The 12,447-nt window shown below is 67.5% G+C and carries 12 protein-coding genes; 7 read left to right on the forward strand and 5 right to left on the reverse strand.

What is annotated here, in order from left to right; all coding sequences use genetic code 11:
* Positions 1-4: 4 nt before the first annotated feature.
* The 4 genes from E5CHR_RS25820 to E5CHR_RS25835 are packed head-to-tail and all read right to left on the reverse strand — an operon-like array spanning position 5 to position 5,519.
* Positions 5-2,389, reverse strand: coding sequence for a xanthine dehydrogenase family protein molybdopterin-binding subunit (locus E5CHR_RS25820; protein WP_162582470.1), 2,385 nt, complete (start codon positions 2,387-2,389; stop codon positions 5-7).
* A complete protein-coding gene (locus E5CHR_RS25825) occupies positions 2,386-3,852 on the reverse strand; it encodes a TRAP transporter large permease (RefSeq protein ID WP_162582471.1) in 1,467 nt (488 codons plus the stop codon). The genes E5CHR_RS25820 and E5CHR_RS25825 overlap by 4 nt, the downstream gene beginning before the upstream one ends.
* A gap of 29 nt (positions 3,853-3,881) precedes the next feature.
* Complete coding sequence (locus E5CHR_RS25830; RefSeq protein ID WP_162582472.1) at positions 3,882-4,409, reverse strand: TRAP transporter small permease subunit; 528 nt, start codon at positions 4,407-4,409, stop codon at positions 3,882-3,884.
* Between the two features lie 15 nt (positions 4,410-4,424).
* On the reverse strand, positions 4,425-5,519 hold the full coding sequence (locus E5CHR_RS25835; protein WP_162582473.1) for a TRAP transporter substrate-binding protein: 1,095 nt from the start codon (positions 5,517-5,519) through the stop codon (positions 4,425-4,427).
* Between the two features lie 379 nt (positions 5,520-5,898).
* Here E5CHR_RS25835 and E5CHR_RS25840 point away from each other — a divergent pair, with 379 nt between their 5' ends.
* Genes E5CHR_RS25840 through E5CHR_RS25855 form a run of 4 tightly spaced genes read left to right on the forward strand, consistent with a single transcriptional unit; the run spans position 5,899 to position 9,323 of the window.
* Positions 5,899-6,204: a non-heme iron oxygenase ferredoxin subunit gene (locus tag E5CHR_RS25840; protein ID WP_162582474.1), complete on the forward strand. Its 306-nt coding sequence runs from the start codon at positions 5,899-5,901 to the stop codon at positions 6,202-6,204.
* 7 nt (positions 6,205-6,211) lie between these two features.
* Complete coding sequence (locus tag E5CHR_RS25845) at positions 6,212-7,492, forward strand: NAD(P)/FAD-dependent oxidoreductase (RefSeq protein WP_162582475.1); 1,281 nt, start codon at positions 6,212-6,214, stop codon at positions 7,490-7,492.
* Between the two features lie 11 nt (positions 7,493-7,503).
* Entirely contained in the window at positions 7,504-8,802 is a 1,299-nt protein-coding gene (locus E5CHR_RS25850; protein WP_162582476.1) for an aromatic ring-hydroxylating dioxygenase subunit alpha, read from the forward strand.
* Positions 8,799-9,323, forward strand: a complete 525-nt coding sequence (locus E5CHR_RS25855; RefSeq protein ID WP_162582477.1) for an aromatic-ring-hydroxylating dioxygenase subunit beta — start codon at positions 8,799-8,801, stop codon at positions 9,321-9,323. Before E5CHR_RS25850 ends, E5CHR_RS25855 begins: the two co-directional genes overlap by 4 nt.
* Before the next feature lie 11 nt (positions 9,324-9,334).
* Here the strand turns inward: E5CHR_RS25855 and E5CHR_RS25860 are convergent, their stop codons facing one another.
* Positions 9,335-9,808: a MarR family winged helix-turn-helix transcriptional regulator gene (locus E5CHR_RS25860; protein WP_162583905.1), complete on the reverse strand. Its 474-nt coding sequence runs from the start codon at positions 9,806-9,808 to the stop codon at positions 9,335-9,337.
* A 103-nt stretch (positions 9,809-9,911) separates the two neighbouring features.
* On the opposite strand from E5CHR_RS25860, the gene E5CHR_RS25865 reads away from it, so the two are divergent.
* The 3 genes from E5CHR_RS25865 to E5CHR_RS25875 are packed head-to-tail and all read left to right on the forward strand — an operon-like array spanning position 9,912 to position 12,442.
* The gene (locus E5CHR_RS25865; RefSeq protein WP_162582478.1) at positions 9,912-10,646 is read left to right on the forward strand and encodes a pirin family protein; all 735 of its coding nucleotides are present in this window, start codon (positions 9,912-9,914) and stop codon (positions 10,644-10,646) included.
* A gap of 35 nt (positions 10,647-10,681) precedes the next feature.
* Positions 10,682-11,653: an amidohydrolase family protein gene (locus E5CHR_RS25870; protein WP_162582479.1), complete on the forward strand. Its 972-nt coding sequence runs from the start codon at positions 10,682-10,684 to the stop codon at positions 11,651-11,653.
* Between the two features lie 36 nt (positions 11,654-11,689).
* Positions 11,690-12,442 (forward strand): maleate cis-trans isomerase family protein, encoded by a 753-nt coding sequence (locus tag E5CHR_RS25875; RefSeq protein WP_162582480.1) that lies wholly within the window; start codon positions 11,690-11,692, stop codon positions 12,440-12,442.
* Positions 12,443-12,447: the final 5 nt, after the last annotated feature.

Genomic DNA, 12,447 nt, shown 5'->3' on the forward strand with positions numbered 1-12,447 from the left:
GTCCTCATGCGGCCTTGAGGGTGCCGACCACCTGCGCGTCGGCGATCGCCTGCAGAAGCCGGCGCGGCGACAGCGGCGTCTGCGACACCTCAGCGCCCAGCGGGCGCAGGGCGTCGTTGACGGCATTCAGGATGGCCGCCGGCGGCGCGATCGCGCCACCTTCACCCATGCCCTTGGCGCCGAACTCGGTGTGCGGCGAAGGCGTCTCGAAATGATGGATGCGCATGTGCGGCACTTCGGTGGCACCGGGCAGCATGTAGTCCGCCAGGGTGGAGGCCAACGGCTGGCCGTTGCGGTCGTACGGCGTCTCCTCGTAGAGCGCTGTGCCGATGCCCTGCGCGACGCCGCCAAAGGTCTGCCCCTCGACCACCATCGGGTTGATCATGGTCCCGCAGTCCTCGACGATCACGTAGTCCAGGATCTCCACGTGGCCGGTCTGCGGGTCCACCGCGACCGTCACGGCGTGGCTGGCATAGGTGAAGGCGCCGGTATCGACCTTGGGCTTGTAGCCGATGGTGATCTCGAGCCCGGTCGGGTCCACGTCGGGCGGCAGGCGGCTCGGGTCGATGAACCAGGCGCGCGCGACGTCGGCGACCGACACGCGCCCGCTCGCGCCGACCACGTGTCCGCGTTCGAAGCGAACCGCCTCGTCGGCCTGGCCCAGCAGGTGCGCGCCGATGTGCAGCAGGCGCGGCACCAGGGCCTTGCAGGCGCGTGACACCGCGCCGCCCGACATGACGAGCGAGCGCGAGGCATACGTGCCGGTCGAGAACGGCGTCTGCCCGGTGTCGCCGTGCAGCATCTTGATGCTGGCGATGTCCACGCCCAGGATCTCATGCGCGATCTGGGCAAAGGTGGTTTCCATGCCCTGGCCGTGCGAATGGACCCCCACGCGGATCTCCAGCCCACCATCGGGCGTGACGCGCACGGTCGCCTGGTCGAAGCCGGGAATGACCGGGGTGCCCCAGGTCGCGAAGACCGAGGTGCCGTGCGCGGACTGCTCGGTGTAGGTCGCAAAGCCGATGCCGATCAGCCTGCCGTCGTCGCGGGTCTCGCGCTGGCGCTGGCGCACCGACGCGAAGTCGATCATGTCGCGCGCCTTGAGCAGGCTGGCCGGATAGTCGCCACCGTCGAAGTGCTTGTTCGCCACGTTGACGTACGGCATGGCGCTGGCCGGCACGAGGTTGTCCTGCCGCACCTCCCAGGGCTCGCGGCCCACCGCGCGGGCAATGGCATCGATGGTCAGCTCCATGGCCAGGCACACGCCGGTGCGCGCGACGCCGCGGTAGGGCACGAAGCCGGGCTTGTTGGTGGCCACGCACTCAGTGACGCAGCGGTAGCCGCGGAACGCGTAGGGGCCCGGCAGGTTGCCCACCGCCTGGCCCGGTTCCAGGCCGATGGTGAAGGGCCACACCGAATATGCGCCGCCATCGATGGTGATGCGCGCGTCCAGCGCCAGCAGGCGGCCCCGCTCGTCGGCGTAGGCGGTCATTTCGTACTTGTGCTCGCGCGTGTTCGCGCCGGCAATCAGGTGCTCGCGCCGGTCCTCGATGTAGCGGAAGGGCTTGCGATGCGTCTTGGCCAGCCAGGCCACGCAAAGCTCTTCCTGCTGCAGCACGCACTTGTAGCCGAAGGCGCCACCGACGTCCGGTGAGATGACGCGCACCCGCGCCTGGTCCAGGTCGAGGCATTCGGCCAGCACGGTGCGGATCATGTGCGGCACCTGCGTGGCGCTGACCACCACCAGCTGGTCCGCCTGGTGGTCCCAGTAGGCCAGGACAGCCTTGCCTTCCATCGGCACCATGCACTGGCGAGCCAGCGAGATCTCGCGCTTGACGACCAGGGCCGCGCCCTTGGCGTGGGCCTCGAAGTCCTTGTCGGCGTGCAGCGTGACGAACGTGTTGTCGCCCCACCCCGCGTGCATCAGCTCATCCGTGGCAGCGCGCGACGTGTCGGCGTCGGCGTACACGGGCAGCTCCTCGTACTCGACCTCCACCAGCTCGGCCAGGTCCTCGGCTTCCGCGCGCGTCGGCGCATACACCATGGCCACCGGCTCGCCGACGAAGCGCACCTTGCCGGCAGCCAGCGGCGGCTGCGCCGAGCGCTGATAGGTCGGCAGCGTCGAGTCGGCGACGATGTCCCTGGCGTCGGCCATTCCTTCGCGCAGGGTGACGCGCTCGGCGCCCTCGGGCGGCAGGCGCGCCGCGACGACCTTCGCGTGCGCAAGCGGGCTGCGCAGGAAGGCCACCTCGGCAAGGCCGGGCATGCTCATGTCGGCGACGAAGTTGCCCTTGCCGTGCAGGTGGCGCGCGTCCTCCTTGCGAAGGACGCGGGCGCCCACGCCCTGGCCTGGGGGCGCCGCGTGGTGCGGGTTGGATTCGGTGGTCATGGCTTGACTTGCTCGAACGGCGACGGCGGCTCGAAGGTGCCACCGCCACTGCTGCCCGGGTAGGCGGCTGGGTCGGCCCCGCTCGCGTGGGGAACTTCGATTCTGATCGTGTCCAGGTCGAACTTCTTCGCCTTGTGCAGATTGCCAGTCACCATGCCCGGGAAGGCGATGACCAGGCCGACCATGACGAGCTGGAGCATCACGAAGGGAATGGCGCCGCGGTAGATGTCGCCGGTGGCGATTTCCTTGCCGGCCACCGAGCGCAGGTAGAACAGCGCGAAACCGAACGGCGGGTGCATGAACGAGGTCTGCATGTTGACGGCCAGCAGCACGCCCAGCCAGATCAGGTCGATGCCCAGCTTGTCCGCCACCGGCGCGATCAGCGGCACGATGATGAAGGCCAGCTCGAAGAAGTCCAGGAAGAAGGCCAGCAGGAACACCAGCAGGTTGACCGCGATCAGGAAGCCCAGCTGGCCGCCGGGCAGGCTGGTCAGCAGGTGCTCGACCCAGATGTCGCCGTCGACGCCGCGGAAGACCAGGCCAAACACCGTGGCGCCGACCAGGATGAAGATGGCGAAGCAGGTCAGCTTGGCCGTCTTGTCCATTGCCTGGCGCAGCAGCGGCATCGACAGCTTGCGCCGGACCAGGGCCAGCGCCAGGGCGCCGACCGCGCCCATCGCACCGCCCTCGGTCGGCGTCGCGATGCCCATGAAGATGGTGCCGAGCACCAGGAAAATGAGCACCAGCGGCGGCACGAGCGAGGTCAGCACGCGCAGGCCGAGCGCGGCGCCGCGCAGGGTGCGCGCCTGTGGTGGCAGCGCCGGTGCCGAGCCCGGCTTGAGCATCGAGTAGACGAACACGTAGAGCGCGTACAGCCCGGTCAGCGCCAGGCCGGGCACCAGCGCGCCGGCGTACATGTCGCCGACCGACTTGCCGAGCTGGTCGGCCAGCACGATCAGCACCAGCGAAGGCGGAATGATCTGCGCCAGGGTTCCCGAGGCAGCGATGACGCCGGTGGCCAGCCGCTTGTCGTAGCCGTAGCGCATCATGATGGGCAGTGATATCAAGCCCATGGAAATGACCGAGGCCGCGACCACGCCGGTGGTGGCCGCCAGCAGCGCGCCCACCAGGATCACCGCGTAGGCCAGCCCGCCGCGCACCGGGCCGAACAGCTGGCCGATGGTGTCGAGCAGTTCCTCCGCCATGCCGCTGCGCTCGAGGATCAGCCCCATGAAGGTGAAGAACGGGATCGCCAGCAGCGTCTCGTTGAACATGATGCCGAACACGCGCTCGGGCAACGCCTGGAACAGCGACAGGTCGATCAGGCCCAGCGCGACGCCCACCGCGCCGAACAGCAGCCCGTTCGCGCCCACGGCGAACGCGACGGGGTAGCCGACCAGGAGCAGCAGCACCAGGCAGGCGAACATGATGGGGGCCAGGTAGGCCGTGAGAAATTGGATCATCGTGGGTCCCGGTCGTGGCTGCGGGGCCTTCAGCGGGGCGTGTCTTGCGTGCGGCGCAGGGCGCGCAGCTCGGCGGCGTCCTTGATGATCTCGGAGACTCCCTGCAGCAGGAGCAGCCCGAATCCGATCGGAATCAGCAGCTTGACGGGCCAGCGGATCAGGCCGCCGGCGTTGGGAGAGACCTCACCGCTGGTAAATGCGTCCACGAAGGGAGCCCAGGAGAGCACCAGGATCAGCGTGGTGACCGGCAGCATGAACACCAGCGTGCCGAAGATCTCGACCATGAGCTGGTGGCGCCGCGACAGGCGCGCATGGATCAGGTCGACCCGTACGTGGTCCTTGCTCAGCAGGGTGTAACCGGCGCATAGCATGAAGACCGCCGCGAAGAGATACCACTGGATCTCGAGCATGGCGTTCGAGCTCATGCTCAGCGTCTTGCGTGCGACCGCGTTGCCGCTGCTGATCAGCACGGCGGCGAGGACGAGCCAGTAGGTGGCCCGGCCCACGCCCCGGTTCAGGGCATCGATGGCGCGCGAGACGCCCAGCAGTTTCTCCATGGCGGCCAGTCCCGCTCAGGTCTTGAGCTTGGCCACTTCGGCAAAGGTGAAGTTGTCCAGCGGGCTCTCGGCCACGCGGAACCAACTCGCCTCGTTCTGGCGGAACTGGTTCCACTTCGGATAGATCGCCTTGAACGCCGGATTCTTTCCCGACAGCTCGACCCACAGTTCTTCGGACGCCTTGAAGGCGGCCAGCATCACGTCCTTGGGGAAATAGGCCAGCTTGGCGCCTTCGCCGATGAGCTTCTTGAGTGCATCGGGGTTGCGCGCGTCGTAGTCGGCCAGCATCGCCATCGTCTGCTCGGCGGCCGCACACTCGAACGCCGCCTTGTACGGGGCCGGCAGTGCCGCCCACGCCTTGTCGTTGACCATCGAGGTGATCGAGGCGCTGCCCTCCCACCAGCCGGGCGAGTAGTAGTGCTGGGCGACGCGGTGCAGCCCGAGCTTCTGGTCGTCGTACGGGCCGATCCATTCGGCCGCGTCGATCGTGCCTTTTTCCAGCGCCGAGTAGATGTCCGACGCCGGGATCTGCTGGGGCACCGCGCCGAGTTTCGACAGCACCATGCCGCCGATGCCGCCGATGCGCATCTTCAGGCCGTTGAGGTCGGCGACCGACTTGATCTCGCTGCGGTAGAAGCCACCCATCTGCACGCCGACATTGCCGGCAACGAAGTTGACGACGTTGTGCTTCTTGTACATCTCGCGCACCAGCGGCATCCCGCCGCCGAAGTGCATCCAGGCGTTGTGCTGGCGGGCGTTCAGTCCGAAGGCTAGGCCGGTGTCGAAGGCGATCGCCGTGTCCTTGCCGATGAAGGCGGAGGCCAGCACGTGGTTGCACTCGATCGTGCCATTGCTCACCGCTTCCATGTTCTGCGCGGGCGGGACGATCTCGCCGCCGGCGAAGGGACGGATCTCGAACTTGCCATCCGTCAGCTCGGCCACGCGCTTGCACATGCGGTCCGCCGAACCATAGATCGTGTCCAGGCTCTTGGGCCAGCTCGTGGACATGCGCCATTTCACGGCAGGCGCCGATTGCGCCAATGCCGGGATGGCGAGCGTGGCAAGGCCGGCGGCGGCCCCAGTCTTCTGGAAAAAGCGGCGTCGTTGCATGGGTTCGATCCTGTGAGGTGAGGGCCAATCAGTGGGGTCATGAGCCACCCGACCCGGGGTCTCGCGTCGGCTCATGATTTGTCAGTATGCTGAGCTTATTTGTGAGTGTCAACGACATTTTTTCAAATGCAAAGAAATGCACCGCCTTCGCAATGCATGCCTCAAATGGGTGTGCGACGGCCGCACTAATGCACGAAGACTGTGCACCATTCCCATTGGCAATTTCCCTAGGTTTCGACGGTTTGCGGCAGTCCGGACCGAGCGGTGCTTCTGAATTTGGCGGCTGTTGGAGACGCCTCAAAAAATCAGTCGCCAACTCAAAATATCCTCAGTATACTGATGATATCGAATCAGTACACGCCCCAAAGGAGCCGGCCCCATGCCCTGGATCAAGATCGCCGCCACCACGCAGCTTCAAGAAGACGAAGCGATGCCGATCAACGTCGGCGACGCTCAGCTCGCACTCTTTCGCAGCGGCGGCGCGTTCCACGTGACGGATAACGTCTGCACCCACCAGTACGCCCTGTTGACCGACGGCTACGTGGAGGACGGGTGCGTCGAATGCCCCCTGCACCAGGCGCGGTTCGACCTGCGCACCGGAGAGGCGCGGGGCGCACCCGCCACGCAGCCGATCCGCGTCTACCCAGTGCGGATCGAAGGCACGGACGTCTTCGTCGACGCCTGAGGCGCGCATGGCCCGTTCCCTTCCCATCCTCATCGTCGGCGCGGGGCAGGCTGGCGCCACCGCGGCCGCCAGCCTGCGCGCCCTGGGCCACGATGGGCCGATCGTGATGGTCGGCAGCGAATCCGGCGCGCCCTACGAGCGCCCGCCGCTTTCCAAGGCCGTGCTGCTCGACGCCGCCACGGAGCAGCGGCTGGCCATCCATCCGGCCGGCTTTCACGAAGCCCAGGGCATCGAGCTGCGCACCGGCATCACGGTCAGCTCACTCGACACTGCCAACGCCATCGCGCACTGCAACGACGGGCAATCCATTGCCTACGGCCAGGCGCTGATCGCCACCGGCGGCAGCGCGCGCGTGCTGCCCGGCGCGGCGCCCGGCACGCCGCGGGTTCACTACATCCGCACGCTGGCCGACGCGCAGGGCCTGCGCGCGGCGCTGCAGGGTGCCACCGCGCTCACGGTGCTGGGCGCCGGCTTCCTTGGTTTGGAAGTGTCGTCCACCGCGCGTGCCATGGGCCTGGACGTGATGGTCGTCGAGCCGGCGCCTCGGGTGCTCGCGCGTGCGGTGCCGGACCTGTTCTCGCGCTGGCTGCAGGAGCGGGCGGTGCGCGCAGGCGTTGCACTGCGCCTGGGCACGCCGTGCAGCGACGTCAGGGCGCACGCTGACCATGTCGCATTGAGCCTTGGCGACGGCAGCGAACACCGTGCGCCGTTGCTGCTGGTCGCCATCGGCCAAGCCCCAGAGGTCGCACTGGCCGCCGCCAGCGGCATCGCGTTGCACCCGGTCAACGGCGGCATCCGTGTCGATGCGCAATGCCGCACCAGCGCGCCGGGCGTGTTCGCCGCCGGCGACTGCACCAGCATGCACCAGAGCCTGCTCGGCGACGAACTGCGGTTCGAGTCGTGGCAGAACGCGAACGAACAGGGCCGCATCGCCGCCGCCGCCATGCTCGGCGTGCCGGCCGAGCCTGCGGCCACGCCCTGGTTCTGGACCGACCAGTTCGGCTGCAACATCCAGATGGTCGGGCTGCCTGCCACCGGACTTCGCTACGACTGCCGCGGCGACATGAGCGCCGGCGCCGGCACGCCCAGGTTCATCCTGATCGGCAGCAACGCGCAGGCGCGCGTGCGCCACGTCATTGCCGTCAACGCCGCCGCGGACCTGCGGCTTCTGCGCAGCCTGGTCGAGCGGGGCACGCCCTGCGATGCGTCGCGCCTCGTCGATCCGTCCGTTTCCCTGCGGCAAGCCGTGCGCGACGCGCTCCCAGCAGCCACCCCCGCCCTTCATTGACCGGAGCCCCTATGTACAACACCCACGCGATCATCGACCGGACACCGCGCGCCAAGGACGCCGAGCTGGCCGCCTGCCGCTGGCCCGAAGACGCCCTGCACACGATCCCCGACTGGGTCTACACCAGCGAAGCGGTGTACGACCAGGAGATGGAGAAGATCTTCCGCGGACGTTCATGGAGCTACGTTGCGCTCGAAGCCGAGATTCCCGAGGTCGGCGATTTCAAGCGCTCGTACGTCGGGGCGACCCCGGTCGTCGTCGTGCGCGCGCAGGACGGCACCATCAGCGTCTTCGAGAACCGCTGCGCCCACCGCGGCGCGGAGTTCTGCCGCCATGGCAAGGGCAACGCCACCGAGTTCGTCTGCCCCTATCACCAGTGGTCCTACGATCTGAAGGGCAACCTGCAGGGCGTGCCCTTCAAGCGCGGCGTCAATCGCCTGGGCGGCATGCCCAAGGACTTTCGCAACGAGGACCACGGGCTGCGCAAGCTCCACGTGGCCACACGCCACGGCGTGGTGTTCGCGTCGTACTGCGCGGACATGGAGTCGCTCGAGGACTACATGACGCCGGAGATCCTCAAGGACTTCGACGTCGTCTTCCCGGGCAAGCGCCTCCAGGTGCTGGGCTACTACAAGAACGAACTGCCCTGCAATTGGAAGATGTACCACGAGAACCTCAAGGACCCGTACCACGCGACGCTGCTGCACTCCTTCCTGGTTGTGTTCGGCCTGCTGGTCGCGGGCAATGACGCCGCCATGATCGCCGACCCGGTGCACGGCCGCCACGGGACCATGGCCTCGGCCAAGAAGGAAGACAAGTACGCCGCGGTGAGCGAGGAGAACCGGAAGGAGATGCGCTCCTATCACGACGGCATGCGCCTGCGCGACGACCGCTTCCTGGAGTTCGTCAAGGAATTCGACTCGCCGTGGTCGGTGACCATGCAGACCATCTGGCCCAACCTGGTCGTGCAGCGCGAGATGAACACGCTGGGCGTGCGGCAGATCGTTCCCAATGGCCCGAACAGCATGCTCATGCTATGGACCATGTTCGGCTACGAGGACGACAGCGAGGAGATGACGCAGCACCGGCTGCGCCAGGGCAACCTGATGGGGCCCTCGGGCTTCCTCGGGCTGGAGGACAACGAGGCGATGAAGTTCGTCCAGGAGGGCGTGCGCCGCTCCAGCACCGACACCAACATCATCAAGCTCGACGCCGGCAACGTCGGCACGTCCAGTTCGCTGATCTCGGAAAGCGCCATCCGGGCGATGTACAGCTACTACCGCGAAGTGATGGGGTTCCAAGCAGCATGAAAGCCAACACCCTGTCGCTGTACCGCGGTCGCCGAATCGATGCCGCCCGAGCGCGCGAACTGCGCGCCGACATCGAGGAGTTCAACGCCGACTACTGCGCCGTGCTCGACAGCGGCGACATCGAGGCCTGGCCGGAGTTCTTCACCGAGGACGGCATCTACCGCGTCACCGCGCGCGAGAACGCCGAACTCGGCATGCCGGTCGGCCTGGTCTATGCCGAGGGGCGCGACATGATGCACGACCGCGCTGTGGCGATTGCCCGCACGCAGATGTTCGCACCGCGCTACATGCTGCATCTGGTGACGAACACCCGCGTCACCGCCGAGTCCGACTCGGGCGAGCTCGAGGCGCAGGCCAACTTCGTGCTGCTGCAGACGCTGGTCGAAGGGCCCTGCACGATCCACATGGCCGGGACTTTCTACGACAGGTTCGTGCGGGTGGACGCTCGCCTGCTGCTCAAGGAACGGCAGGCCATCTACGACTCCACCATGATCGCCAACGACCTGGTCTACCCCCTGTGAGGCAAGGCGCCTCAGATCGCGCGCATGACGGTCCGGCTGTACTGGTTGTTGGCTTCCACGAGGATGCGCATCAGGTCCATCAGCATGGTCCGCTCGGCTGGCCGCAGGGGCGCGAGCAAGCGCTCCTGCGCGCGCGCCATGTCGCCGCGCAACGATGCGACCACCGTCTCGCCCTGCGCGGTAAGGCGCACGTGGCGCAGCCGCTTGTCGCTCGGATTGGGCCGGCGCACCACCAGGCCACGCTCCTCCAGCCGCTTGACGACGTCCGCCGTCGTGGTGCGGTCGAGCCCCACTTCCTGCGCCAGCGAGGTCTGGTCCAGGTCGGGAATGACGGACAGGGCCGTGAGGATGGCGTACTGCACCGGCGTCACGTTCTGCGACTGGCATTCCTCGAAGAACATGGCCACGTGGATCTGGTGCAGCCGCCGCACCAGGAACCCCGGCCGCGCGAACAGCAGGTCCTTGGCGGGATCCACGGTCGTCATGCCGATCTCCGGCGCCGGCACGTCGGCCTGCGGCGCCGATTCACGCTTCTTGGTTGCCACAGCGGATTCCGTTTGTTAGCACACTGACGATTGTATCGACGCCATGTCCAAGCAAGCCTCCACGCCCCGCATCATCAGCGAGCAGAACGCACGTCGCGCGCACCAGCGCGGCGCGATGGAGAACGACTGGCTTCAGGCGCGCCTGAGCTTCTCCTTCGGCGACTACCAGGACCCGAACCATACGCACTGGGGCTCGCTGCGCGCGCTCAACGAGGACCGCGTGGCCGCCGGGGCCGGCTTCGCGCGCCATGAGCACCGCGACATCGAGTCGTTGACCTATCCGATCCAGGGCCGCATCCACCATACCGACAGCCTTGGCAACGACTTCGTGTTCGGCCCGGGCCAACTGCTGCGCATAAGCGCCGGCACCGGCATCGAGCACAGCGAGATGAACGCCTCGGCCACCGAGCCGGAGCGCCACCTGCAGATCTGGCTCTACCCACGTTCGCGCCGGACCGAACCCAGCTGCTCGCTGACCCGACTGCCGGCAGTCGGGCAGGTCGGCTGGCGGCCGATCGCGTCGCCCGACGGCCGGGATGGTTCGGCAACAGTCCAGCAGAGCGCCGTGATCTTCCTCGGCCGCCCCGACGCCGGCGACACCCTGGCCTGTGCGCTGCCCGAGCACCGGCTGGGCTACCTGCATGTTGTCTCCGGCATGGTGCGCGTCGGGCCCGCCCTGCATCTGCGCCCAGGCGACGGTCTGCGCTTCACGCACCGGGAGGCCTTCGAGCTGCTGGCCACCACACCCGACGCCGAGGTGCTCCTGTTCGACTTGTAGGCCCTCCCACTCTCACACCACACGTAGAAATTCCAATGACACGAATTCGCAAGATCGCCCTGGAAGAACATTTCATGGCGCCGGGCTTCGAACGCTACTCGAAGACCTTTCTGCAACACATCGACAAGGCCACCTACGCGGAACTCGCCAGGCGCCTCGCGGACTTCGACGAACTGCGCCTGGCGCAGATGGATCGCGCCGGCATCGACGTGACAGTGCTGTCGCAGACCGGGCCCGGCGTGCAGGGCGAGCGGGACACGCCCAAGGCGATCGCCAGCGCCCGCGAGAACAACGACTTCCTGGCCGGCCAGGTGGCGCGCCAACCCACGCGCTATGCCGGCTTTGCCGCGCTGCCCATGCAGAGCCCGGCGGACGCCGCGGCGGAACTGAGCCGCGCGGTGGAGCAACTCGGCTTCAAGGGCGCGCTGGTCAATGGGCACACGCTCGGCCGCTATTACGACGACCCGGTCTTCGATGTCGTGTGGGAGCGCTTCCAGGCGCTGGACGTGCCGATGTACCTGCATCCGACCGATTTCCCGGTGGTTCCGGTTTCCCTTGCGGGCCACGCCGAACTCAACGGCGCGACCTGGGGCTGGGGCGTGGAGACCGCAACGCACGCGCTGCGCCTGCTGTTCGGCGGCGTGTTCGACCGGTTTCCCGGGCTGAAGCTGATCCTGGGCCACATGGGCGAGGGCCTGCCGTTCCAGCGCTGGCGCTTCGACAGCCGCTTTGCTGCCTATCCGCACGGCATCCGGTTGCAGCGGGCGCCGTCCGAATACATCGGCAGCAACATCGTCATCACCACCTCGGGCGTTTGCTCGCCCGCCGCCCTGGCCGGAGCCATCGCCGAGATGGGCGAGGAGGCGGTGATGTTCTCGGTCGACTACCCGTACGAGTCCACCGCGGTCGCCGCCGACTTCATCGAGGCGGCGCCCATGAGCGAGCGCACCCGCGCGCTCGTGTGCCACGGCAACGCCGAACGCATCTTGCGGCTCGGCGCGGCCTGAGCCTTCAAGTCCATTCCCTCACGACAAGGAGATCCCATGTCCAAGACCTACCGCATCGGCCAGATCGTGCCGAGTTCCAACACGACGATGGAGACGGAGATCCCGGCCATGCTTCGCATGCGCGAGCAGATCCGCCCCGAGCGCTTCACCTTCCACTCCAGCCGAATGCGCATGAAGACGGTGAAGAAGGAGGAGCTGGCCGCCATGGACGCCGAGTCCGACCGCTGTGCGGTGGAGTTGAGCGACGCCCGCGTCGACGTGCTGGGCTACGCCTGCCTGGTGGCCATCATGTCCATGGGCCGCGGCTACCACCGGGTTTCCGAGAGGCGCCTGCGCGAGCACACCGAGGCCAACGACGGCAACGCGCCGGTGGTGACCAGCGCCGGCGCGCTGGTCGATGCGCTCAAGGTTATCGGCGCCAGGCGCATCGCCCTGGTCGCGCCCTACATGAAACCCCTGACCGAACTGGTTGTGGACTACATCCGCAACGAGGGCTACGAGGTGGTGGACTGGCACGCGCTGGAGATCCCGGACAACCTGGCCGTCGGCCGCCACGACCCGGCCCTCCTGCCCGGGATCGTCGCCGCCATGAACACGCGTGACGTGGACGCCATCGTGCTGTCGGCCTGCGTGCAGATGCCCTCGCTGCCCTCCGTGGCCAAGGTGGAGGCGCTGACCGGCAAGCCCGTGATTACCGCCGCCATCGCGACTACCTACGCCATGCTCAAGGCGCTTGATCTCGAGCCGGTGGTGCCGGGCGCGGGCGTGCTGCTGTCGGGCGCGTACTGAGAACG

The organism is Variovorax sp. PBS-H4, assembly GCF_901827205.1.
GTDB lineage: Bacteria > Pseudomonadota > Gammaproteobacteria > Burkholderiales > Burkholderiaceae_C > Variovorax.

Bases quoted from the DNA above. Each gene is read 5' to 3' on its own strand.
- E5CHR_RS25875 (WP_162582480.1), top strand. From the start codon at position 11,690: ATGTCCAAGACCTACCGCATCGGCCAGATCGTGCCGAGTTCCAACACG.
- E5CHR_RS25870 (WP_162582479.1), top strand. From the start codon at position 10,682: ATGACACGAATTCGCAAGATCGCCCTGGAAGAACATTTCATGGCGCCG.
- E5CHR_RS25825 (WP_162582471.1), bottom strand. From the start codon at position 3,852: ATGATCCAATTTCTCACGGCCTACCTGGCCCCCATCATGTTCGCCTGC.
- E5CHR_RS25840 (WP_162582474.1), top strand. From the start codon at position 5,899: ATGCCCTGGATCAAGATCGCCGCCACCACGCAGCTTCAAGAAGACGAA.
- E5CHR_RS25835 (WP_162582473.1), bottom strand. From the start codon at position 5,519: ATGCAACGACGCCGCTTTTTCCAGAAGACTGGGGCCGCCGCCGGCCTT.
- E5CHR_RS25855 (WP_162582477.1), top strand. From the start codon at position 8,799: ATGAAAGCCAACACCCTGTCGCTGTACCGCGGTCGCCGAATCGATGCC.
- E5CHR_RS25850 (WP_162582476.1), top strand. From the start codon at position 7,504: ATGTACAACACCCACGCGATCATCGACCGGACACCGCGCGCCAAGGAC.
- E5CHR_RS25820 (WP_162582470.1), bottom strand. From the start codon at position 2,389: ATGACCACCGAATCCAACCCGCACCACGCGGCGCCCCCAGGCCAGGGC.
- E5CHR_RS25830 (WP_162582472.1), bottom strand. From the start codon at position 4,409: ATGGAGAAACTGCTGGGCGTCTCGCGCGCCATCGATGCCCTGAACCGG.
- E5CHR_RS25865 (WP_162582478.1), top strand. From the start codon at position 9,912: ATGTCCAAGCAAGCCTCCACGCCCCGCATCATCAGCGAGCAGAACGCA.
- E5CHR_RS25845 (WP_162582475.1), top strand. From the start codon at position 6,212: ATGGCCCGTTCCCTTCCCATCCTCATCGTCGGCGCGGGGCAGGCTGGC.
- E5CHR_RS25860 (WP_162583905.1), bottom strand. From the start codon at position 9,808: ATGACGACCGTGGATCCCGCCAAGGACCTGCTGTTCGCGCGGCCGGGG.